Source organism: Burkholderia sp. MR1-5-21 (genome assembly GCF_053427715.1).
In genome coordinates this window covers 79,519-103,236 of record NZ_JBSAXD010000031.1, presented here as the reverse complement: position 1 = coordinate 103,236, position 23,718 = coordinate 79,519, and the positions used below count along the sequence as shown (strand labels likewise).

At 65.9% G+C, this 23,718-nt stretch carries 21 protein-coding genes; 16 read left to right on the top strand and 5 right to left on the bottom strand.

Annotated features, from left to right (window positions below; genetic code table 11):
* The 3 genes from ACV229_RS32225 to ACV229_RS32215 form a co-directional block, all read left to right on the top strand.
* Positions 1–793 (top strand): electron transfer flavoprotein-ubiquinone oxidoreductase (locus ACV229_RS32225; RefSeq protein ID WP_448087134.1); only part of this gene is annotated, 793 nt, incomplete at its 5' end.
* A gap of 43 nt (positions 794–836) precedes the next feature.
* Positions 837–2,033, top strand: coding sequence for a beta-ketothiolase BktB (bktB, locus tag ACV229_RS32220; RefSeq protein ID WP_448087133.1), 1,197 nt, complete (start codon positions 837–839; stop codon positions 2,031–2,033).
* Between the two features lie 33 nt (positions 2,034–2,066).
* On the top strand, positions 2,067–2,921 hold the full coding sequence (locus tag ACV229_RS32215) for a 3-hydroxybutyryl-CoA dehydrogenase (RefSeq protein ID WP_448087132.1): 855 nt from the start codon (positions 2,067–2,069) through the stop codon (positions 2,919–2,921).
* A 255-nt stretch (positions 2,922–3,176) separates the two neighbouring features.
* Here ACV229_RS32215 and ACV229_RS32210 read toward each other — a convergent pair whose 3' ends face one another.
* Positions 3,177–3,884 (bottom strand): TetR/AcrR family transcriptional regulator, encoded by a 708-nt coding sequence (locus ACV229_RS32210; protein ID WP_448087131.1) that lies wholly within the window; start codon positions 3,882–3,884, stop codon positions 3,177–3,179.
* Positions 3,885–4,011: 127 nt separating this feature from the next.
* Here ACV229_RS32210 and ACV229_RS32205 point away from each other — a divergent pair, with 127 nt between their 5' ends.
* From ACV229_RS32205 to ACV229_RS32170, 8 genes are all read left to right on the top strand, one after another.
* Positions 4,012–4,902 (top strand): alpha/beta fold hydrolase, encoded by an 891-nt coding sequence (locus tag ACV229_RS32205; protein WP_448087130.1) that lies wholly within the window; start codon positions 4,012–4,014, stop codon positions 4,900–4,902.
* 16 nt (positions 4,903–4,918) lie between these two features.
* Positions 4,919–5,929: a VOC family protein gene (locus ACV229_RS32200; RefSeq protein ID WP_448087129.1), complete on the top strand. Its 1,011-nt coding sequence runs from the start codon at positions 4,919–4,921 to the stop codon at positions 5,927–5,929.
* Positions 5,926–7,692: a bifunctional 3-(3-hydroxy-phenyl)propionate/3-hydroxycinnamic acid hydroxylase MhpA gene (gene mhpA / locus ACV229_RS32195; RefSeq protein ID WP_448087128.1), complete on the top strand. Its 1,767-nt coding sequence runs from the start codon at positions 5,926–5,928 to the stop codon at positions 7,690–7,692. Before ACV229_RS32200 ends, mhpA begins: the two co-directional genes overlap by 4 nt.
* 27 nt (positions 7,693–7,719) lie before the next feature.
* A complete protein-coding gene (locus ACV229_RS32190) occupies positions 7,720–8,514 on the top strand; it encodes a 2-keto-4-pentenoate hydratase (RefSeq protein ID WP_448087127.1) in 795 nt (264 codons plus the stop codon).
* Positions 8,515–8,525: 11 nt separating this feature from the next.
* A complete protein-coding gene (locus ACV229_RS32185) occupies positions 8,526–9,473 on the top strand; it encodes an acetaldehyde dehydrogenase (acetylating) (RefSeq protein WP_448087126.1) in 948 nt (315 codons plus the stop codon).
* 11 nt (positions 9,474–9,484) lie between these two features.
* The gene (gene dmpG / locus ACV229_RS32180) at positions 9,485–10,528 is read left to right on the top strand and encodes a 4-hydroxy-2-oxovalerate aldolase (protein WP_448087125.1); all 1,044 of its coding nucleotides are present in this window, start codon (positions 9,485–9,487) and stop codon (positions 10,526–10,528) included.
* 228 nt (positions 10,529–10,756) lie between these two features.
* A complete protein-coding gene (locus ACV229_RS32175; RefSeq protein WP_448087124.1) occupies positions 10,757–11,812 on the top strand; it encodes an amidohydrolase family protein in 1,056 nt (351 codons plus the stop codon).
* 235 nt (positions 11,813–12,047) lie between these two features.
* Positions 12,048–12,773 (top strand): OmpW/AlkL family protein, encoded by a 726-nt coding sequence (locus ACV229_RS32170; RefSeq protein WP_448087123.1) that lies wholly within the window; start codon positions 12,048–12,050, stop codon positions 12,771–12,773.
* Between the two features lie 71 nt (positions 12,774–12,844).
* Here the strand turns inward: ACV229_RS32170 and ACV229_RS32165 are convergent, their stop codons facing one another.
* Complete coding sequence (locus ACV229_RS32165) at positions 12,845–13,591, bottom strand: TetR/AcrR family transcriptional regulator (RefSeq protein WP_448087122.1); 747 nt, start codon at positions 13,589–13,591, stop codon at positions 12,845–12,847.
* A gap of 151 nt (positions 13,592–13,742) precedes the next feature.
* Between ACV229_RS32165 and ACV229_RS32160 the strand changes: the two genes are divergently transcribed.
* From ACV229_RS32160 to ACV229_RS32140, 5 genes are all read left to right on the top strand, one after another.
* Entirely contained in the window at positions 13,743–15,437 is a 1,695-nt protein-coding gene (locus tag ACV229_RS32160) for a bifunctional 3-(3-hydroxy-phenyl)propionate/3-hydroxycinnamic acid hydroxylase (RefSeq protein ID WP_448087121.1), read from the top strand.
* Positions 15,438–15,446: 9 nt separating this feature from the next.
* Positions 15,447–16,517, top strand: a complete 1,071-nt coding sequence (locus tag ACV229_RS32155) for a VOC family protein (protein ID WP_448087120.1) — start codon at positions 15,447–15,449, stop codon at positions 16,515–16,517.
* Between the two features lie 36 nt (positions 16,518–16,553).
* A complete protein-coding gene (locus ACV229_RS32150; RefSeq protein WP_448087119.1) occupies positions 16,554–17,510 on the top strand; it encodes a fumarylacetoacetate hydrolase family protein in 957 nt (318 codons plus the stop codon).
* A complete protein-coding gene (locus ACV229_RS32145) occupies positions 17,507–19,483 on the top strand; it encodes an acyl-CoA synthetase (protein ID WP_448087118.1) in 1,977 nt (658 codons plus the stop codon). Before ACV229_RS32150 ends, ACV229_RS32145 begins: the two co-directional genes overlap by 4 nt.
* 85 nt (positions 19,484–19,568) lie before the next feature.
* A complete protein-coding gene (locus ACV229_RS32140; RefSeq protein WP_448087117.1) occupies positions 19,569–20,306 on the top strand; it encodes an OmpW/AlkL family protein in 738 nt (245 codons plus the stop codon).
* Positions 20,307–20,403: 97 nt separating this feature from the next.
* Here the strand turns inward: ACV229_RS32140 and ACV229_RS32135 are convergent, their stop codons facing one another.
* From ACV229_RS32135 to ACV229_RS32125, 3 genes are read right to left on the bottom strand one after another with little or no spacing between them, the layout of a single operon-like run.
* Positions 20,404–21,168, bottom strand: coding sequence for a GntR family transcriptional regulator (locus ACV229_RS32135; protein ID WP_448087116.1), 765 nt, complete (start codon positions 21,166–21,168; stop codon positions 20,404–20,406).
* Between the two features lie 7 nt (positions 21,169–21,175).
* The gene (locus ACV229_RS32130) at positions 21,176–22,213 is read right to left on the bottom strand and encodes a proline racemase family protein (protein ID WP_448087115.1); all 1,038 of its coding nucleotides are present in this window, start codon (positions 22,211–22,213) and stop codon (positions 21,176–21,178) included.
* 12 nt (positions 22,214–22,225) lie between these two features.
* The gene (locus ACV229_RS32125; protein ID WP_448087114.1) at positions 22,226–23,707 is read right to left on the bottom strand and encodes an aldehyde dehydrogenase family protein; all 1,482 of its coding nucleotides are present in this window, start codon (positions 23,705–23,707) and stop codon (positions 22,226–22,228) included.
* Between the last annotated feature and the right edge of the window lie 11 nt (positions 23,708–23,718).

The window sequence follows — 23,718 nt, the reverse complement described above, 5'->3', positions numbered from 1 at the left end:
CCCGGCGATCCGCGCGTTCCTCGAAGGCGGCAAGCGCGTGTCGTACGGCGCGCGCGCGATCACCGCCGGTGGCCTGATGTCGCTGCCGAAGACGGTATTCCCGGGCGGTGCCTTGATCGGTGACGACGCGGGCTTCCTGAACGCATCGCGGATCAAGGGCAGCCACGCGGCGATCAAGACCGGGATGCTGGCGGCGGAAGCGGCGTTCGACGCGGTGCAGGCCGGTCGTCAAAGCGACGAACTCAACGCGTATCCGGATGCGTTCAAGCAATCGTGGCTGTACAACGAGCTGCACCGCGCGCGCAACTTCAAGCAGTGGATGGCGAAGGGGCTGTACATCGGCACGCCAATGGTATTCATCGAACAGAAGCTGATGGGCGGCAACGTGCCGTGGACGCTGCACCACAAGCATGCGGACCACGAGATGCTGAAGCCGGCGTCGCAATGCCAGCCGATCGAGTATCCGAAGCCGGACGGCAAGCTGACGTTCGACCGGCTGTCGTCGGTGTTCATCTCGAACACGAACCACGAAGAGCACCAGCCGGCGCACCTGACGCTGAAGGATGCGAGCGTGCCGGTGAACGTGAACCTGCGCACGTACGCGGGCCCGGAAGCGCGCTTCTGTCCGGCCGGCGTCTACGAGTTCGTCAAGAACGATGGCAACGAGGATCGCTTGCAGATCAACGCGCAGAACTGCGTGCACTGCAAGACGTGCGACATCAAGGACCCGACGCAGAACATCGTGTGGGTGACGCCGGAAGGCGGCGGCGGGCCGAATTACCCGAACATGTAATGCTTGATCGCGCCGGTGTGCGCGAACGAACTGGAGACGAACGATGAGCAATGCAGCGAAAGAAGTCGTGGTGGTGAGCGGTGTCCGTACCGCGATCGGTGATTTCGGTGGAAGCCTGAAGGATTTCTCGCCGACGGAACTGGGCGCGAAGGTCGTGCGCGAAGTGCTGTCGCGCGCGAACGTGCCCGGCGATGCGGTCGGCCACGTCGTGTTCGGCCACGTCGTGAACACGGAACCGAAGGACATGTATCTCGCGCGCGTCGCGGCGATCGAAGGCGGCGTCGCGCAGCACACGCCCGCGCTGACCGTGAACCGGCTGTGCGGCTCGGGCCTGCAGGCGATCGTGTCGGCTGCGCAGACGATCCTGCTCGGCGACGCCGACGTCGCGATCGGCGGCGGCGCGGAGAACATGACCCGCGCGCCGTACAGCGTACCGGCCGCGCGCTTCGGCCAGCGGATGGGCGATGCGAAGCTGGTCGACATGATGCTCGGCGCGTTGCACGACCCGTTCCAGTCGATCCACATGGGCGTGACGGCCGAGAACGTCGCGCGCAAGTACGGCATCACGCGTGACGATCAGGACGCGCTCGCGCTCGAGTCGCATCGCCGCGCGGCGCGCGCGACCGCCGAAGGGCGCTTCAAGGACCAGATCCTGCCGATCGCGATTCGCACGAAGAAGGGTGAGGTTGCGTTCGACACCGACGAGCACGTGCGCCTGGAAGCGAGCGCCGACGATTTCACGAAACTCAAGCCGGTGTTCGTGAAGGAGAACGGCACGGTGACGGCCGGCAACGCGTCGGGCATCAACGACGCGGCGGCTGCCGTGCTGATGATGAGCGCGGACGCGGCGCGCGCGCAGGGCGTGAAGCCGCTCGCACGGCTCGTGTCGTACGCGCATGCGGGCGTCGATCCGGCGTACATGGGGATCGGCCCGGTGCCGGCCACGCAGAAGGCGCTCGAGCGCGCGGGGCTGACGATTGCCGACCTCGACGTGATCGAGGCGAATGAAGCGTTCGCTGCACAGGCGTGCGCGGTGACGAAGGAGCTCGGTCTCGATCCGGCGAAGGTGAACCCGAACGGCTCGGGCATCTCGCTTGGCCACCCGATCGGCGCGACGGGCGCCTTGATCACGGTCAAGGCGCTGTACGAACTGAAGCGCATCGGCGGCCGCTACGCGCTGGTCACGATGTGCATCGGCGGCGGGCAGGGGATTGCGGCGATCTTCGAAAACCTTCAATAATCGACCGCTCAGCACCCGACCACAGGAATCGTCATGGCAATCGAAACCGTAGGCGTCATCGGCGCCGGAACCATGGGCAACGGCATTGCGCAGACCGCCGCCGTTGCAGGACTCAACGTCGTGATGATCGACGTCAACGACGCGGCGCTCGCGAAGGGCGTCGCGACGCTGCAAGGCAGCCTCGACCGGCTCGTGTCGAAGGACAAGCTCGACGCCGCGACGCGCGACGCCGCGCTTGCGCGCATCGAGACGTCGACCGACTACCAGCGGCTGGCTGCGGCCGACATCGTGATCGAAGCGGCGACCGAGAACGTCGAGCTGAAGGCGCGCATCCTGAAGCAGATCGAAGCCGTCGCGCGCGCGGACGCGATCATCGCGACGAACACGTCGTCGATCTCGATCACCGCGCTGGCCGCGCCGCTCGGCGACCCGTCGCGCTTCGTCGGCATGCACTTCTTCAACCCGGTGCCGTTGATGCCGCTCGTCGAGATCATCCGCGGGCTGCAGACGAGCGACGCGACGGCGGCGGCGGTGCGCGCGCTGACCGAGCGCTTCGACAAGTCGCCGATCGGCGTGCGCAACTCGCCGGGGTTCGTCGTCAACCGCATCCTGGTGCCGATGATCAACGAGGCGTTCTTCGTGCTGGCCGAAGGGATCGCGTCGGCCGAGGAGATCGACCAGGGGATGAAGCTGGGCGCGAACCATCCGATCGGGCCGCTGGCGCTCGCGGATCTGGTCGGGCTCGACGTGTGCCTCGCGGTGATGGACGTGTTCCTGAAGGACTTCGGCGATCCGAAGTACCGCGCGTGCCCGCTGCTGCGCGAGATGGTCACGGCCGGGCGCCTTGGGCGCAAGACCGGGCGCGGGGTTTACGACTACAGCAAGTAACGTGAGGGAAGGCGGGCGCGTTGCACGCCCGCCTTCAGTGAAACACGGCTGCCGGCGCCGTGCCGCCGCATCGCGCGGCCGCACGGCGTTGCGCGTTTACGCGCCGGCCGGCACATCGTCGTGCCCCTTTCCCACCGCGACGACCATCGCGACGAGCAGCAGCCCCGGCGCAAGCGCCAGGTCAGCCTGCTCGTGCATACCTGTCTGACCGGCCGCGATCAGCGGCACGCACCCGCCGACACGCTCCGCGATCCGTCAATCGGGCTCAGCGTGCCCCTGCGCCTGCATCCGCGCCTGCCCGCGCTCCAGCAGTGAGCCGGCTGGAGCAACGATCGGCACCAGTTCCCCGTGCACGAGGGCCTGAGCCTCCGCACCGCTGACCCCGAGACCGCGGAGGATCGCCGCAACCGCCAGCTCGGGCTGCGCGCGTGTCTGAGCTTCGTCGGCAAATCGCTGGATCGTCGTCAGCGCGGTTCCGGCAATCACGTCGAGCGCCACTTCGACGGTGACATCGTGGAAACGGCCTTCGGCCAGCCCCTGTTCGATGTGGACCGGCAGGTACACGTAAATCAGGCTGCTCGGCCCTGCCGCATGCAGACCGGCCGCGCAGATGAAGCGCGCGAGGAGCGGGTACGTGTGCGCCGCATGGAGAAACATCCGTACGCCACAGGCAATCCGCCGGGCCGGATCCGCGTACGCGCCGACTTCGGCCTCGATGAGGCGCAGCAGTTCGTCGTTGAGTTCCTGGCTTACCGCGGCCAGCAGATCTTCGTTCGTACGAAAGTAGTTGTAGAACGTGCCTTGCGACACGCCGGCCGCCGCGATGACTTCCTGGATCACGCTGGCGCCGAGCCCCTTTTCTGCAAACACCAGCATCGCGCTTTCGATCAGCCGCGCGCGCATGCGTTCGCGGCGCTCTGCGGCAACCCGGGTCCGGTGATCAGTGGTCGTGGTTTCACTCATGTCGCGATTATAAGGCGCGGGATGCACGCGCCCGGCCGATGCCTAAGTAAAAACGAGAATATTGTCATAATGACAATATTGTCACTACAATGAGGCCTATCTTGAGCAAGCGAGAGCGATCGACGTCATGGATGTCCCATCTATCAGTCAAGCAACGAGCCAGCGCACGGTCCGAGTCGGCGCGCGGCAGATTTTCCTGACGGAAGCCGGTCGCGGCCCCGTGGTGCTGATGCTGCACGGCGGTGGCCCGGGCGCATCCGGCGTATCGAACTACTCGAGGAATATCGAAACGCTCGCACGTCATTTCCGCGTCGTCGTACCCGACATGCCGGGTTACGGAAAATCGACCAAAGGTCTGGATCGAGCCGATCCGTTCGGCGATCTCGCAACTGGCATGCTGGGGATGCTGGATGCGCTGCAGATCCGGCGCGCACACGTGATCGGCAATTCGCTGGGGGGCGCATGTGCGTTGCGGATGGTGCTGGAGCGCCCCGACGCAGTCGGCCGTCTGGTGCTGATGGGGCCGGGCGGCGTGGACACGACGCGCAGCCTGCCGACCCCCGGCCTCAAGCGGCTGCTGAACTACTACAAGGGCGAGGGCCCGACGCTGGAAAAGCTCACCACGTTCATTCGCGGCGATCTGATTTACGACGGCAGCCTGGTTCCTGAAGCCGTGATCCTGGAACGCTTTCAATCCAGCATCGATCCGGAGGTCGTCGCCAGTCCGCCGTTGCTCGGACCCAAAGGCATCCCGCAGTTCAGCAAAGTGGATTTCACGCGCGACGCACGCCTGAAGTCGGTGCAGAACCCCACGTTGGTGCTATGGGGCACCGAAGACAAGGTCAATCGCCCGAGTGGCGCGCATTCGCTTCAGACGCGGATGCCGAACTGCGACGTGCACCTGTTCAGCAAGACCGGCCACTGGGTGCAGTGGGAGCGCGCCGACGAATTCAACGCGATCGTGCTGGCGTTCCTCGCGCAGGACAGCGCCGGCACGCGCGCCACGCCAGCCCGATAAGCCGGAGCACGCCACCATGCCGACCATCGTGAATTCGGGATCCGCGCCGGCCAGCCTGTTCGGTCGCGTTCGTCTCGGCTATGTGCTCGCCGAATCCGCGAGACAGGAAGAATGGAGGACCTTTGCCGCCGACGGTCTCGGACTGCATGTCGATCGCCCCCAGCCCGGCGTGCTCGCGTGCCGCATCGATGCGCACCAGCGGCGCCTGATCGTCCGTGAAGGGGCTGCGGAAGACGTGACGGCGATCGGCTGGCAACTGGACGACGGCGCTGCGCTGCAGCTCGCGCTCGCCCGTCTGGCCGCGCACGGCATCCGCGTGCAGGAAGGCAGTCCGGCAGACGCCGCGTTGCGCGGCGTGCGCAGATTCTGGGGCTTCACCGGCCCGAAGCGGCTGCGCACCGAACTCTTCACGGACGCGATACCAGCGGACCGGCCGTTGCAAATGAAAGCGAGCGGCTTCATCACCGGCGCGTCGGGCATGGGGCACGTCGCGATTACGACGCGCCAGCCGGAAGCGATGCAGCGCTTCTGGAAAAAACTGTTCGACGCGCGGCTGTCCGACGAGATCGAGGACAGGATCGACGGAATGAATCTCGACTTCGCGTTCCTGCGGCTCAACGAGCGTCACCATTCGCTTGCCACCGCGTCGACGCGCGGCGTTCGCGTGAATCCGCTGCGCACGCAGATCCACCACATGAATCTTCAGTGCGCTTCGCTGGACGACGTGACGGGGGCCTATCTCCGCTGTCGCGCGATGGGCTACCCGATCGCCAACGCGATCGGCCAGCATCCGAACGACCGTGAGCTGTCCTTCTACGTCCAGACGCCGTCGGGGTTCGAGATCGAACTGGGCTGGAATCCGATCGTCGTGGACGAGCACACGTGGCGCACCACGGTCTACCAGGGGATCAGCCTGTGGGGTCACCGCCCGGAAAACCTGAGCACGCGCGTCAGGTTGGGGCGCCTTCGCCACGGCCTCGCGTCGTTGTTTCATCCTGAATTCATCGTACAAGGAGAGCAGTCATGAACGTAGCGCATCAGGACGATGCGTGCGATGTTGCGATCGTGGGCCTCGGGCCCACCGGCCTCGTGCTGGCGCACACGCTGGGGCGTGCCGGTCACCGTGTCGTCGTATTGGAACGCGAGCCGGTCTTCTACGGCAACGCCCGCGCGGTGTATACCGACGACGAATGCATGCGCATCTTCCAGTATCTCGCCGTGGCCGACGAACTGCAGGCGCGGATGATGATGGAGACGCCCGTGCAGCTCGTGCGTCCGGACGGTACGCCGATCACGCAGTACATGCCGCACAAGCGCCCGTTCGGCTGGCCGGTCATCAACTTCTTCTATCAGCCGTACCTCGAAACCACGCTGGCCGATACCCTGTCGCGCTATCCGAACGTCGACGTGCGCCGGGGGCGTGAGCTTGTCGATTTTACTCAGGACTCCGATGGTGTCAGCCTCGTGCACCAGGCCACGCAGGAGGCACGGTTCAGCGACAGCAACGATGCGCGGGCGCGCGTGCATGGCGATCCCGATCCGCGGCCTTTGCGGGCGCGGTACATGGTCGGCGCGGACGGCGGCCGCAGCATCGTGCGGACCCGGCTCGGGATCGAAATGACCGGCAAGAGTTTTCCGGAGCCGTGGCTCGTGGTCGACCTCGAACGCAAGCCCGGCACCGATGCGCTGCGTCATCTGCCGTACTTCAACTTCGTCGTCGATCCGAAGCTGCCGGTCGTGAGCTGTGTTCAACCCGACCGGTTTCACCGGTTCGAATTCATGCTGATGCCCGGCGAAACGAAAGAGAACATGGAGCGGCCCGAGACGGTGCGCAAGTATCTGTCCAGGTTTGTCGATCCGGACCAGTTCGTCGTCAAGCGCAAGCTCGTCTACACGTTCAATGCGCTGATCGCGGGCAAGTGGCGGGTCGGTCGCGTACTGCTTGCCGGCGACGCCGCGCACATGACGCCGCAGTTCATGGGGCAGGGCGCCAGCTCGGGCGTGCGCGACGCATACAACCTCGGCTGGAAGCTCGACCTCGCGTTGCGCGGGCTTGCCGGCGATGCGCTGCTGGACACCTACCAGTCGGAACGGCATGCGCATGCGAAGGCGATGATCGACATCTCCGTGTTGCTCAAGAACGTCGTGTCGGCGAGGAATCCGTTTGCGACGCTGCTGCGCGATGCTTCCCTTGGCGTGATCCGGACGGTTCCGCCGCTCAAGCGCTGGTTTCAGGAAGGCGGCTTCAAGCCGATGCCCGTCTATCGGAAGAATGCGTACCTCGGCTTGCCGCGCCGCCGTCGCGGCGGGCCGGAGGGCGCGCTGGCGCCGCAGCCCGAGGTGCGCCTGTTCGACGGCGCGCGGCGGCGGATGGACGACCTGCTCGGAAGCGGGTTTTCGCTGGTGGGGCTGAATGTCGATCCGGCGCGTCATCTCGACGACGCATCGGCGCAGACGCTGCGGGCGTTGTCGGCGCAGTCCATCACGCTGTATCGGTACGGCGGCCGGCCGCAGGGGCTCAACGACGTCGAACGCGACAACCGGGCTGGCACGCTCGAGGTCGAGGATATCAGCGGCGAAATGGTCGCGTGGTTCAGGAAGGCCGGATTCGACAAGGATGCCGTTGCGATCCTGAGGCCGGATCGTTTCGTGTTCGCCGTGGTTCCTGCCGCCGAACTCAACCGTGCCGTTTTGCAACTGAGCCACCAGCTCGGCATGCAAAGCGATGCGCGAGCCGGTCAGGCACGCGCACCCGCACGTGCCGCGGCAAGTCTCGCAAAAGCAGCCTGATGATCGATTTTCACTCTTATATTCGCCATGCATCAATCGCTTGATCACACTGTCATTCAGGCGGCAGCCGACGTGTTGCGCAACGCACGCGCCGCTCGCATGCCGGTCGAACCCATCGCCACCCGGTTCGGCATTTCCGGTCCCGACGCCGCCTATGCCGTCGCTGAAGCCAACACCGCCGCGCGGATCGCCGCGGGCCGCCGGATCGTCGGCAAGAAGATCGGCCTGACGTCGATCGCGGTACAGCAGCAGTTGGGCGTCGACCAGCCGGATTTCGGCGTGCTGTTCGACGACATGGAATATCTCGACGCAGACGAGATTCCGATGAGCCGCCTGCTGCAGCCGAAGGTCGAAGCGGAAGTGGCCTTCGTCGTCGGGCGCGATCTCGACGACGACGCGCCGAGCTACGGCCGGGTCCTGGCGTCGCTCGCCTATGCGCTTCCAGCGCTCGAGATCGTCGACAGCGCGATCGCGGACTGGCGGATCACGCTCGAGGACACCGTCGCGGACAACGCGTCCTGCGGCTTGTACGTGCTCGGTCACCAGCCGGTCTCCGTCGGCCGGTTGTCGATCGGCGAACTGGGCATGTCGATGACCCGGCAGGGCAAGGTCGTTTCCACGGGCAGCGGCGCCGCGTGCCTTGGCCACCCGCTGCGGGCGGTTCACTGGCTTGCGTGCGCAATGGCGCAGCGCGGGCAAGGGCTGCGTGCTGGCGATGTCATCCTGTCCGGCGCGCTGGGCCCGATGATTTCGGTCGCCTCCGGGGACACGATTCATGCGCAGATCGGCGCGCTCGGCAGCGTGAGCTGCCGCATCGGATGAGGACGATGGCGATGGGCAAGAAACTCAAGGTTGCCATCATCGGCAGCGGCAACATCGGCACCGACCTGATGATCAAGATCCTGCGTCACGGCGAGCACATCGAGATGGGCGCGATGGTCGGCATCGACGCGGCGTCCGACGGACTGCAGCGCGCCGCGCGCCTGGGCGTGCCTTCGACGCACGATGGCGTCGAAGGGCTCGCGCGGATGCCCGTGTTCGACGAGATCGACATCGTGTTCGACGCGACATCGGCGTCGGCCCACGTGCGCAACGATGCCTTCCTGCGCACGATCAAGCCCGGCATCCGCTTCGTGGACCTGACGCCGGCGGCCATTGGGCCATATTGCATCCCGGTAGTGAACGGCGAGCGCCACCTCGACGCGCTTAACGTCAACATGGTGACCTGCGGCGGTCAGGCCACGATTCCGATGGTGGCCGCCGTGTCGCGGGTCGCGAAGGTCCATTACGGCGAAATCGTCGCGTCGATTTCCAGCAGGAGCGCGGGGCCCGGCACGCGCGCCAACATCGACGAATTTACCGAGACCACGTCCCGCGCGATCTCGGTGGTCGGCGGCGCGGCCAAAGGCAAGGCGATCATCGTGCTCAATCCGGCCGAGCCGCCGCTCGTGATGCGCGATACGGTGTACACGCTCAGCGAGTTCGCCGACGAAAGCCGGATCGAGGAATCGGTGTCGCGCATGGCGGCAGCGGTGCAGTCGTACGTGCCCGGCTATCGCCTGAAGCAGCGCGTGCAGTTCGACCGCATCGATGCGGATCGGCCGATCCGGATTCCCGGCGTCGGCGAACGGATGGCCGGCCTGAAAACCTCGATCTTTCTCGAGGTCGAAGGCGCGGCCCATTACCTGCCCGCCTACGCCGGCAATCTCGACATCATGACGAGCGCCGCCAAGATCACGGCGGAGAAGGTCGCCGCTCGTCTCGTCGCCAACCCATCGTGAGTTCCGGTCATATGGACAAGAAGCTCTACGTTTCCGACGTGACGTTGCGCGACGGCAGTCACGCGATTCGTCATCAGTACAGCATCGCGCAGGCGAAACGGATCGCTGCCGCGCTCGACGCAGCCCGGGTCGATTCGATCGAGGTCGCACACGGCGACGGCCTGCAGGGCGGAAGCTTCAACTACGGCTTCGGCGCGCATACCGACGTCGAGTGGATCGAGGCAGTCGCCGGTGTGGTCAGCCACGCGAAGATCGCCACGCTGCTGCTGCCCGGCATCGGCACCGTGCACGACCTGCGGGCTGCGTACGACGCAGGCGCACGGGTGGTGCGCGTCGCCACGCACTGCACGGAGGCGGATATCTCCCGGCAGCACATCGAACAGGCTCGCGAACTGGGCATGGAGGCCGTCGGCTTCCTGATGATGAGCCACATGCAGACGCCGCAAGCGCTGGCGGCGCAAGCGAAGCTGATGGAAAGCTATGGCGCGACCTGCTGCTACGTGGTGGACTCCGGCGGCGCGATGAACATGAGCGACATCCGAGATCGCATGCGGGCGTTCAAGGACACGCTCAAGCCCGAAACCGAAACGGGCATCCACGCGCACCACAACCTGAGCCTCGGCGTCGCGAACTCGATCGTCGCGGTCGAGGAGGGCTGCGATCGTGTCGATGCGAGTCTCGCGGGGATGGGCGCCGGCGCAGGCAACGCGCCGCTCGAAGTGTTCATCGCGGCCGCGGAACGCCTCGGCTGGCATCACGGCACCGATCTGTACCGGCTGATGGACGCGGCGGACGACATCGTGCGCCCGCTTCAGGACCGGCCGGTGCGCGTCGACCGGGAAACGCTCGCGCTGGGCTATGCGGGCGTGTATTCGAGTTTTCTGCGGCATGCGGAGCGGGCGGCGCGGAAGTATGGCCTCAAGACGGTCGATATCCTCGTCGAACTGGGGCGCCGCGGCATGGTCGGCGGACAGGAGGACATGATCGTCGATGTGGCGCTGGATTTGCTGAAGACACATGGAACGCAAGCCGACGCTTCGGTCGTGACGGCATAAGTCACGGGGTGCGTCACCCGTGCATGGCAGTCGTCGGCGGATGGCGCCGCGGCAGCCTGCACGTCCCGCCGTTCCGGTAACAGGGTGGCGTTGCATTGCGTTGCGGCTCGCCAACGGTAGATGTGCAGGGCGTCCGGACCGCAGGGCTTTCGACGATGATCGGCTCGGGCGTGCAACCGTACACGCTAATTCGCACTGCTTGATAACTATCATGGACTGGAGTTTTCCGTGCACCGCATAGATGTTCACCACCACTTCGTACCGCCTGCCTACAAGGCGGCCATGTCCCGCCGCGGCATGCACAAGGTCGCGGGTGCCGAGCTTCCCGAATGGAGCGTAGCGGCGTCGCTGGACGTGATGAACGCGAATGCGATCCGGACAGCGATGCTGTCGATTTCCGCGCCGGGCGTGTATTTCGGCAGCCTCGACGAAGCGCGTACGCTCGCACGCGAATGCAACGAATACGCTGCGCAATTGTGCGAACGGCATCCGGGCCGGTTCGGATCGTTCGCCGTGCTCCCGATGCCATTCACCGGGCACGCATGCGAGGAAGCCGTCCATGCGCTCGACGTATTGAAGGCGGACGGCGTTGTCCTGCTCGGCAGTACCGAGGGGACATTCCTCGGCGCACCGGAATTCGACGAACTGATGGCCGAGCTCGATCGCCGCCGCACCGTCGCGTTCGTCCATCCGAACCTGCATCGATCGAGCGAGGAGTTGGGGCTCGGCGCTCCGGGATTCCTGATCGAATTCCTGTGCGATACGACGCGCGCGGCGTTGAACCTGATGCTGACGGGTACGCTCGAACGCTACCCGAAAATCCGGTGGATTCTGGCGCATGCGGGCGGATTCCTTCCGTATGTCGCGTGGCGGCTGTCGCTCGCCAATCTCCTTCCCGACTACACGTCGAAGATGCCTGCGGGCGTGCTGACCTACATCCGGCGGTTCCATTTCGACACGGCGCTGTCGCCCGCGGCCTATCCGCAGGCGGCGCTGCGCGAGCTCGTCGAGCCGTCACAGATTCTCTTCGGCAGCGATTTCCCGTTCGCGCCGGCTCCGGTGACCGCGATGCAGCGCGACACGCTCGAACGTTCGCCGATCTGGGACGCCGACGCGCGCGCGGGGATCGATCGCGGTCACGCGCTTCGCCTGTTTCCGCGCCTCGCTGCCGATGGCGAGCGAATCGCCGACGTATCCGTTCACGACGACGGACCGCTTCTGTGGCTGAAGCGGGCGGCCGCGGGCGCAAGCGTCCGGCTCATCGACAGGCTGAGAAATCGCTGAGCGAAGCCCTCGTTCACGCAGTGGTGCTTTCCGGACAGGTGTGCTGATCCCGTTCGTCCGGACACGGCGGCGGACCACCCATTGCACGCGTTGGCGGACGGGCAATGCGCAAGCCATCGAAATTCCCGGCGATACGGAGCGTCGATGCGTGTCCGTGCCGGACGACCGCCATTCGCTGCCGCATGGCGGCGCGTGTTCCTGCAGCAGTACCCCCATCACAAGATTCGGAGACGACATGAAGCACACAACCGCGGCGCTGTTCCTTTCGATCGCGGCAATACCGGCGGCGCATGCGCAGTCGGCAGGCCAATGGATGTTCAATGCCGGATGGATGCATCTGGCACCGCAGGATTCGAGCCAGCCGTTGACGGTAAGTGCGCTGGGGCACTCGGCCGCGATCGCGGGAAGTGGCGCGGGCGTCGCCGACGTCGATACCGCCGCGCTCACGGGGACTTACTTCCTGACGGATCATGTCGCGGTCGAGACGATCCTGGGGATTCCGCCCAAGCTGCACCTGAGCGGCACAGGGACGATCGCAAGCGTTGGGGAACTGGGAACGGCGCGCGCGTGGAGCCCCGCGATTCTCGCGCAATATCATTTCGGCGAGCCGTCGGCGCGCTTCAGGCCCTATGTGGGCGCCGGCGCTGCATACGTGTGGTTCAGGAGCGTCGAGTTGAGCAGCAAGGTCGCGACGGGCGAATTTTTGGCCTCGCCGACGCTCGGCACGCGGCTCGAAGGTCCGACGTCGGTGTCGCTGAGCAAGTCGTTCGCGCCGATCGTCAATGCCGGCCTGACCTGGAATCTCGATTCGCATTGGTCGGTGGGCGTATCGATCTCGTATGTCTGGCTCTCGACCAAGGCGACGCTCACGACCCGGGCGCCTGTCGGCACTGTGACGAGCACGGCCAACGTGACGATCAATCCGGTCACCTCGTTCGTCTCGGTCGGCTACCGGTTCTGATCGGACGCCGAGACATGCTGCCCGACGCTTGCGTCGGGCCGTTTCTTATGGCGTGAGAGGCGCGTTCGACGTCATTCGGGCGTGGATTCAGACACCCCACCCGGCAACGGCCGATTGGCGATCTCGACGGCCTCCGCGCGCGGCAGCCCCAGCGATTGCAACAGCGCCGCCGCCGCACGCTCCGCGTAGTGAGTCTCGCTGTATCCGACAGCGTTGAGCATGTCGGCCACGGATGCGTCGACCGTGCTGAAGTGCAGTTCGGCCGCGATGGCGGCGAGCACCGTGCCGCCCACCGAGACGAGGCTCATCAGCGGATCGTCGACGACAAAGCGCCCGGCAGCGATCCCTTTCTGAAGATCCCGCTGGAGCCGGGGGCCGAGACCGTGCGTCAGCACGCGTGCCGACAATCCCTCGCGAATCAGGAATTGCCCCCAGACCGGCTCGCGCCGCGCACGCAGCAGCGTGTGCCGGACCGACACCGCGATCACTTCGGCCGGGTCGGACAAGTCGGCAGCCACGCGATCGAGGGTGTCGGCGAATTCTTCGAACACCCAGTCCGTCAGCGCGGCATGGATCGCTTCCTTCGATTCGAAGTGGTTATAGAACGAGCCGAAGCCGACGTCCGCGGCTTCCGTGATCTCGTTGATCGCCACGCCTTCCATCCCTTTTTCCGCCATCAGCCTCATGGCAGCCTCGAGCAGGCGCATCCGCGTTTCGCGCTTGCGGCGCGCGCCGCGCGGCTCGCGGGCCGCAGCGGGTTCGCTGGCTTCGGCCGCCGGGCGCGGCGATCCGGTACGGCGGGTAAAGGCGTTCGACATCGGTGCTTGGGTGGGAGGCTTGGGTTTCGAGTATACGTTCCACCATCAAAATTGACAAAATTATCAGTTATGAATTTAATGTCAGAAATGCGGCGCGTAGAAGTGGCCGAGTCGCCGTGTGCAAAAAAATGGAGACGGAACGGTGGTGGAGATGAGTTCAGCAAGCGAGGCGGGCAAAGCGGGCAGAGTGGGCGGCAACGGCGCATCGCGTCCGGAGCCGCGCCACCTGCCGTCGAGCGTCGACGTGCTCGTGGTGGGCTGCGGGCCGGTCGGCGCGATGGTGGCCAACCTCCTCGCGCGCGATGGCGTGCGTGTGCTCGTCGTCGACAAGGCAACCGACATATTCATGGCGCCGCGCGCGATCGCGCTGGATAACGAGGCGCTGCGCATCCTGCAGCGCGCGGGCGTCGCGGAGACCGATCTCGAGACCGTCGCGATACCTTGTGTGCGCCTGCGCTCGCCGTGGCTCGGCGAATTCGGCAAGGTGAATACGCTCGGCGGCGCGGACGGTCATCCGAAACTCGTCACGTTCTACCAGCCCGACCTCGAGCGTTGCCTGCGTGCGCGGCTCGTCGCACACGACTCCGTAGAAACGGCGTTCGGCGTGACGCTCGTCTCGCTCGACGAGCAGGACGACCATGTCGTCGCGTCGCTGGACGTCGGGCTGACACGCCGCCACGAGGTCCGGGCACGCTACGTCGTCGGCGCCGATGGCGCGAGCTCGCTCGTGCGGCAACTGATCGGCCAGGCATTCGACGGCAAGACGTTTGCCGAAGACTGGCTGATCGTCGACGCCCGTCACGTTCGCAATCCGATCGATCACGTCGAATTCATCTGCGACCACCGGCGCCCGACGCCGCACATGACTGCCCCGGGCGGGCGCGAGCGCTGGGAATTCATGCTTCGTCCCGGCGAAACGCGCGACGAGATGGAGTCCGATGCGCGCGTTCGCGCGTTGCTGGCGCCGTGGGGCGGCACCGATGGCATGGTGATCGAGCGCAAGGCCGTATATCGCTTCCATGCAAGAACGGTGAACGCCTTCAGCAAGGGGCGCGTGTTTCTCGCGGGCGATGCTGCGCACATCACGCCGCCGTTCGTCGGGCAGGGGCTCGTCGCCGGCTTGCGCGATGCCGCGAATCTCTGCTGGAAGCTCGCGTGGGTCATTCACGGGCGGGCGGCGCCCCGCATTCTCGACACCTACGATCAGGAGCGGCGCCCTCACGTGAAGGCGATGATCGGTCTCGCGAAGTTCATGGGGAGGCTGGTGATGCCGCGCAACGCCGGTGTCGCGTTGCTGACGCACGGCCTGATGCGCGTCGCTCGGCTCGTTCCGCGGTTTCGCAGGCATTTCGACGAACTCGGGATCAAGCCGAGGAACGCGTTCCGCTGCGGCCTGTTCGTCGCCGGCGCCGCGAAAACCCGGCTTGCGCGAGGGAGCGTCCTGCCACAGGGCTGGGTGCGTGGCCGCGACGGTACGCTCTGCCTGAGCGACGATGTGCTCGGCCGGGGCCTCGTGCTGGTGGGATTCGGCCTCGACGCCGACGCCGCGCTCGATCCGGCGACGCGCGCCGCATTTGCCGGCGCAGGCGGGACCGTCGTCCAGATTGCGCATCGCGGTCAGCGCCTGCATCGGGCGGCAACCGGTTGCTGGGAGGACCTGGAAGGCGCATTCATGCCGCGTGCGGTGCCGTTCGGCTGGGCGGCGGTCGTCCGCCCGGACAGGACGATCCTGCACGACGGTCCCGCATCCGAATCGGATCGTCTCGTTTGCGAGACCCTCGAATTGCTGGGTACGCCTGCCGAAGCGCCGGCTCGCCCTGTTCAACCTGCGTTCCCGTCTGCCTGAGGTGCCAGCATGAAGCTCGGGACTGCCCAACCGGCCCGCCACCCGAACCCGACGACGAAGGCGCGGGCGTTGTCCCATCTGGTTTTCGAACGTCCGGACCTCGACAGGGCCGAGCGGTTCCTCAACGACTTCGGACTGCGCACGGTGTCGCGCGACAGCGAGTCGCTGTTTCTTCGCGGCGCCGCCGCGACGCCGTTCTGCTATGTGGTCCGAAAAGCCGGGAAGGCCCGCTTTGTCGGTTTCGGCCTCGAAGTCGACGGAATGCCCGCCCTGGAAAAACTTGCCTGCATACCGGGGGCCTCGGATGTCGAGGCATCGCCGTGGCCCGGTGGCGGACATCGCGTGCAGCTCGTCGATCCGTCGGGCTTTCGCGTCGACGCGATTGCCGGCCAGGCATACGCCGGCGCGCTGCTGCATCGGCCGCCGCTGCTGCTCAACTCGGTCGATGCGATCGTGCGCGTGAACGCCACGCAGCGCTTGCCGGAAACGGCGCCCGAGGTGATCCGCCTCGGGCACGTGGTGCTCGAACTGGCCGATTTCCAGGCGACCTGCGCGTGGTACACGCGTCACTTCGGCTTCATTCCGAGCGACGTGCAGGTGCTGCCCGACGGTTCGCCGGCCGTGACATTCATGCGGCTCGATCGCGGCAGCGCACCGGCCGATCATCACACGCTGGCGCTCGCACAGGGATTCGCGCCGATATTCAGTCACAGCGCATTCGAGCTGGTGGATGCGGACGCGGTCGGCGCCGGGCAGCGCGTGCTGCGCGAAAGCGGCTGGACGCATGCGTGGGGGATTGGCCGACATATTCTCGGCAGCCAGGTGTTCGACTACTGGCAGGACCCGTGGGGCGACAAGCACGAGCACTATTGCGACGGTGATCTGTTCACATCCGACATGCCGATGGGGGTGCATGCGGTCAGCCGGGAAGCGATGGCGCAGTGGGGGCCCGCGATGCCGCGCAGCTTCACGAAGCCGAAGCTCACGCTGTCGAGCGTGTCGGCGCTGGTCCGCAACCTGCGCCGCAGCCCCGACCTGACGTTCGCGAAGCTGCGCACGCTCGCGAAGATCTTCGCGTGATATCCAACTATTGAAAGAACAGTCCGAGGCGCATTCATGGCACTGCACGTTTTGCACTACCGATACGACGGTCGCGCTCGCTGGGGCGTGGTGAAGAACCATCGGGTGACACCGATACCGGGCGAATTCGACACGACCGGCGCGTTCTTGCGCGCCTGCAGCATCGAGACGCTGGCGGCACTTGACGGACAGACGATTCCCGAGTCGGAAACCGAGTGGCTGTCGCCCGTCACACGCAACCAGCAATTTGTTTGCCTCGGGGCGAACTACCGGCAGCACATGATCGAATCGGGCATGGATCCGGACGTGAAGACCTTCAACATGGTCTTCACGAAGGCGCCCGGCTGCATCGTGCCGGCCGACGCCGATCTCGTGCGGCCGGCTCACGTGCGGTTTCTCGATTACGAAATCGAACTGGGTCTCGTGCTCAAGCGCGACATCACGTCGCCGCAGACCATCACCGATAGCAATCTCCACGAGTACGTCGCGGGTGCGGTGATCGTGAACGACTATTCCGCGCGCGACGTCCAGATTCCGCAGATGCAGTTCTACAAAGGCAAGAGCTATCGCACGTTCGGCCCGGTGGGGCCTTACCTTTGCCTGCTCGACGCGCGCGACATCGCGCAGTTGCGCGAGTTGAAGCTGACGTTGACGGTCAACGGGGAAGTGCGCCAGAGCGATTCCGCCGCGAATCTCGTTCATGGGCCGGCCGAAACGCTCACCGAACTGTCGGGAATGCACGACCTTCATGCCGGGGATCTGCTGGCGACGGGGACACCGTCGGGGTGTGCGCTCAGCGTGCCGTCTCCGGCCAGGCAGCGGATCGCCGCGTTATTGCCCGAACCCGTGAAGTGGCGGATGTTCATGAAGATGCAGGCGGGCAGAAGCCGGTACCTGAAGGCCGGCGACATCGTGGAATCGCGCATCGCGAGCCGCGACGGGACGATTGATCTGGGTGTGCAACGCAACCGCGTCGTCGACGAGGCCGCATGAACGCAATCGCAACCGAAGCCGACGTCGTCGCAATCGAGACGGAAGGGCCGCCGGCTGACCTGCCCGCCAGCACCTACGAGATGATTTGCCGCGGCGCGGCGATCGATCCGTCAGCGCCCGCGCTGTCGTTTTTCCTGCGCACGGACGATCATCGCCACGCGCGGCGCTGGACCTATGCGGCGCTGCTCCGCGACATCACGCGCACCGCGAACCTGTTCACGCGGCTTGGCGTCGACCGGCAGTCGGTCGTCGCGTACGTGCTGCCGAACCTTCCTGAAACGCATTTCGTGATCTGGGGCGGCGAGGCGGCCGGTATCGTCTGCGCGATCAATCCGCTGCTGGAGGGCGCGGCGATCGCGTCCTTGCTGAACGCGGCAGGGGCCAAGGTGCTGGTGACGCTGGCGCCGTTTCCCGGCACCGACCTGTGGCCGAAGATCCAGCCGGTGCTGGAGCAGGTGGCATCGCTGCGGCATCTCGTGCTGATCGACCTGGCAGGCCAGGTCCGCGGCTGGCGCCGTGTCGCCGCACGGTTCATGCAGCGTCGCGAATGCATGCGGCTGCATGGACGCAGCGGATTGCGCGGCGCGGTTCCCGCGCACATCGACGTCCACGATTTTGCCGGGGCGATCGCACATGAACCGGGCACCGCGCTGACGAGCCGGCGCCGGTTCGAAGCAGACGATTTCTCGTCGTACTTCTGTACGGGCGGGACAACCGGCCTGCCGAAGATCGCGATGCGCCGCCATGGTAACGAGGTCGCCAATGCGTGGAGCGTCGGGCAGGTGTTCGGCGCGGGCATGGGGCCCGGCAAGACCGTGTTCTGTGGCTTGCCGCTGTTCCATGTGAACGCGGTGACGGCAACCGGCCTCGTGCCGTTCTCCCGTGGCGCGCACGTCGTGCTCGGCACGCCGCAGGGCTATCGCGGCGACGGGGTGGTCAAGCGCTTCTGGGAAATCGTCGAGCACCACCGGATCAATTTCTTCAGCGCCGTGCCGACGCTGTATTCAGCGCTGCTCGACGTGCCGGTCGGCAATCGCGACATCCGTTCGCTCGAATACGGGCTGTGCGGCGCCGCGCCGATGCCCGTCGAGGTGTTCCGGGTGTTTCAGCAGCGAACCGGCGTGCGCATTCTCGAGGGCTACGGCCTGACCGAAGGCGCTTGCGTCAGCAGCGTCAATCCTCCGCTTGGCGAGCGCCGGCTCGGGTCGATCGGGTTGCGCGTTCCAGGGCAGGCGATGAAGACGGTGGTCGTCGACGGTGGCGGACATTACGTGCGCGATTGCGTGGACGACGAGGTCGGCCAGTTGGTGATTTCCGGCCCGAACGTATTCGCCGGTTACGCGCAAGCCAGCCAGAACGACGGTCTTTGGCTCGATCTCGCCGATGGCAGGCGCTGGCTCGACACTGGCGATCTCGCGCGTCGTGACGCGGATGGCTACTTCTGGCTGACCGGCCGCAGGAAGGAGCTGATCATCCGGGGCGGACACAATATCGACCCGGCGACGATCGAAGAGCCGCTGCATCGCCACCCGGCCGTGCAGATCGCAGCGGCCGTCGGCCGTCCCGATGCGCACGCGGGCGAATTGCCCGTCGCCTACGTGCAGTTGAAATCCGGCGCCAGCACAACCGAAGCGGAACTGAGCGCGTTCGTGCGCGATTCGATCGGCGAGCGGGCAGCGCTGCCGAAGCGGATTCATATCATCGATGCGATGCCGCTGACGGCGGTCGGCAAGATCTTCAAGCCCGAGCTCAAGCGCCGGGAAATGCTCGACGCGTTGCGCATCGCGCTCGCCGATGCCGGTATCGGCGGGGCCAGGCTGAGCATGGGCGACGACGCGTCACGCGGTATCTCGCTGCAGGTCGAGCTTGCCGATCCGTCGCATGTCGAGCCGGCGAGCGCGATCTTGGGACGCTTTCCGTTCGCGTTCTCGACGACGGTGACCGCTGCCGACGGCTCGCGACTCGATAGATAGAAGCCAGGTTCAGGCGGGGCGAAACACGCTCTGCCATGACGTTGCCTATTAAATTAGGAAAACTACTTAAATGAAAGGAGGAGATATGAAGCAGAGGAAAATTGTGGCACTTGTCGGCGCGTCGATCGGAGTCGGCTTCGCAGCCGCGGCCGGGAACGCACATGCCCAGGCCAGCGGGACCACGACCGTCGGGATAGGGTGGCTGCATATCATGCCGCAGGGCAGCTCGGACGAGACGGTCGTCGAAAGTATCGGCGGCAGGCCGGTCGATCAGCCGATAAACGGCACCGGCGCGCACGTGGGAACATCCGACGCAGCGAGCTTCTCGATCGAATATCACATCACCGATCACGTCGGGGTTGCGTTTCTTGCCGGATCGCCGTTTACGAGCGATCTGATCGGTGACGGCACGCTGAGCCGCTACGGCGTGGTCGGCAAGTCGAAGCCGATGGCGCCGGTGCTCGAGGCGAGATATCACTTCCTTGCAGCGGACGCGCGGTTCAGGCCGTATGTCGCGCTTGGCGTCAACTACACGTGGTTCACGGATACGCGGCTGACGAACAACGACTTCATCGACGCGAGCTTCGGTCCCGGCAGTTCGACACATGCGACGCTGAGTGCGTCGTGGAACCCGACGCTTGCCGTCGGCGCGAGCTATGCGATTGCGAAGCACTGGTCGGCCGGCTTTTCGCTGACCTATATTCCGATGTCGACGAACCTCACGACCTACGCGAAGACGGCAGTTGGCGCGGACATGGTCACGAAGACGAAAATCCGGACGAACCCGTTGATCACGCTCTTCAACGTGGCATATACGTTTTAATCTGCACTGCAAAAGATGGGCCGGACTGAAGCGGTTGCGAGGCCGGCTTCGCCGGCCTCACGGGCAGCGACGATTCTCCGGATACCCCCGCCGGGCGTCAAATAATCGCCATCGATTCGGTCATGTTCTGTTTCATGTAGTCGAGGAATCGCTTCTGAAACAGCATCGTATGGTCGTGCGCGGCTTTCTCGGCGGCATCTGCGTCGCGCCGCGCGATCGCGTCGATCAGTTCGTCATGGTCGCGGCCGAGCTTGGCCGCCGTGGGCGAGCTCACCGTGAAGTCGAAATGCAGGTGAAGCAGGCGCTGCCCCTCGCCGAGCAGCCGCTCGTAGTAACCGACGAAGTACGGGTTGTTGGCCGCGTGCGCGATCGCCATGTGGAGCGCCTTGTTGGTCTCCGACATCGCCTGGAAATCGCCGCTGTTGACGGCGTCCATGTAGACGTCGTCAGCCTTGCGGATCTTCGCGAGATCCGCGTCGGTGCGCTGGGTGGCCGCGAGGCGGGTGACCGCCCGCTGGATCAGGTCGAGCGCCGAAATGTATTTCGGGAATTCCTCGATCTCGAACGGCGTCACGAGCGTCGTCCGGTTCGGCAGGATCGTGACGAGTCCCTCGCTGCTCAGGCGCGCGATCGCGTCCCGCACCGGCGAACGCGACAGCCCGAACTGCGCGGCCAATGAAATTTCGTCGAGCTGTACGCCGGGCTTCAGCTTCAGCGTCAGAATCTGCTTGCGCAGTTCCTCGTAAACATACCGTCCGCCATGCCGGCGGCCGCCACCTTCGGTTTCAACGGCCTCTTTGCTCATCACGCCACCATTCATGTAATCGGCCCGGATCGCCGAGCGCGCTCTCGAGTTTAGCATCGCTCCCTCACGTCCCGGCCGACCCGAAGCCGTCGCCCCAGGTGTCGCTCAGCATGAATCCCGCAGCCAGCGGATCGTCCGGGTCCACACCGAGTTGCTGGATGCCGTAGACCCAGGCCCGCCCGGTGATCCTCGGCAGGACCGCCGGCTTGCCGCCCACTTCGGTCAGCCCCAGCAATTCCACGCCGAATTCCCCGCCGATCGTGGATCGCGACGTCAGGCGATCGCCTACCCGGACGCGCTGGCGCGCGGCGAGGGTCGCAAGGTTGGCCGAGCTGCCGGTGCCACACGGGGACCGGTCGACGCGGCCCGGCGGCAAGGTCGTGCAGGTCTGGTAGAGCGTGTCGGTGACACGGTTCCGGAACATGACGTACGCGACATCGTTGATTTCCGCATGAAGCGGGTGTTGCACGGCGATCTGGCGGTTGATGAGGTCTTTCAGCCGTACCCCGTGCATCGCCAGTTGCCGCGCATTTTCGGGCGCGATGGCGAGCCCGATCTGGCCGACATCGACGAGCGCATAGTAGACGCCGCCGAACGCGATGTCGGCCTTGATCGTGCCGAACCCTGGCGTTTCCACGTCCACATCGAGACGCTCGACGAAGGACGGCACCATGTCGAGCGACACCGCGATGCAACGTCCGTCGCGGCACGCCGCGCGGGCCGTGACGAGCCCGGCCGGCGTGTCCAGCACGACCGTGGTCTCGGGCTCCTGCATCGGCACCATGCCGAGTTCGAGCAGGGCCGTGACGACGCAGATGCAGTTGCTGCCGGACATCGGATGCGCCTTGTCGGCCTGCAGCACGATGAATCCGGCGTGCGCGTCGGGCCGGGTCGGCGGCAGCAGCAGATTGACCGACATCTGCAGGCAGCCGCGCGGTTCGAGCACGACGAGACGCCGGAGGCTGTCGTCGACCTCGTTGAGGTAGTTCATCTTGTCGAGCATGGTCTTGCCGGGGATGTCGACGACGCCGCCCGTGATGACCTTGCCGATCTCGCCTTCGCAATGCACGTCGACGAGCTGCAGCGTTTTCTTCCAGCGCATGATCGATTCACCTTACTTGAGATACCAGCCCCACGGCTTGTCGCTGTCGTAGCGCGTGATCTGCTTGACCTCGAGATAGTTGTTCAGGCCCCACTCGCCGAGCTCGCGCCCGATCCCGCTCTGCTTGTATCCGCCCCACGGCGCCTCGGTGAACGTCGGCTGCGAGCAGTTGATCCACACGATGCCGGCGCGCAGTGCGCGGGCGACGCGCTCGCAGCGCGCGAGATCGGCCGACATCACCGCCGCCGCGAGGCCGAAGCGCGAGTCGTTGGCGGACCGGACCGCCTCGTCCTCGCTGTCGAACGGCCGGATGCAGACGACCGGGCCGAAGATCTCTTCGCGCCAGATCCAGCTCTGTTCCGGCACGTCGGCGAAGATGGCCGGCTCGATGAAGTAGCCGTTGTCGAGATGCGCGGGGCGCCCGCCGCCGGTCACGAGCCGCGCGCCTTCGTCGCGGCCGCGCGCAACCGCCGCGAGTACTTTGTCGTATTGCCCGCGGCTGACCAGCGGCCCGAGCAGCACGCCGTCATCGCGGCCGTTGCCGATCCTGAGTTTGCGCGTTTCCTGCGCGAGCCGCTCGACGAGCGGCCCGTACAGCTTGCGCTGCACGAGCACGCGCGACGTCGCCGAGCACACTTCGCCCTGGTTCCAGAAGATGCCGAACATGATCCATTCGACGGCCGCTTCGATGTCGCTGTCGTCGAATACGACGAACGGCGATTTCCCGCCGAGCTCGAGGCTCACGTTCTTGATGTCGCGCGCGGCGGCCTGCATGATGCGGCTGCCGGTCGGCACGCTGCCGGTGAACGCGAGCTTGTCGATGCCGGGATGCTCGGCGAGCGGCGCGCCCGCGTCGGGACCGAGGCCCGTCACGACGTTCAGCACGCCGGCCGGCAGTCCGGCCGCTTCTGCGATTCGAGCCAGCTCCAGCGCTGTCAGCGGTGTCAGTTCGGACGGTTTCAGCACCATCGTGCAGCCGGCCGCAAGCGCGGGCGCCACCTTCCAGGCGGCCATCAGCATCGGGAAATTCCACGGGATGATCGCGCCGGCGACACCGACCGGTTCCTTCCGGACAATCGAGCTGAACCGCTCGTCGGCCAGTGCGACCGGCGTTTCGGCGTTACCGTCGAGCTGTTCCGCGAGCCCTGCGTAGAAGTCGAAGCAGCCTGCGGCGTCGCCCAGATCCCACAGCGCTTCGGGCAGCGGCTTGCCGTTGTCGCGCACTTCGAGTTCGGCGAGTTCCGGCAGACGGTCGCGAATGCGCTGCGCGATCGCGCGCAGCACGGCGGCGCGCGCGGCGCCGCTCATCCGCGGCCAGGGACCGTCGTCGAATGCGCGGCGTGCCGCGTCGACGGCCAGGTCGATGTCTTCGGCGGTGCCGGCGGCCACCTTCGCGATCACGGTTTCGTTGCTCGGATCGATCGTGTCGAAGGTCTGCCCGCGAGCCGGAGCAACCCAGCGTCCGTCGATGAAAAGTCGTTCGTAGGATGTCATGGATGATCTCG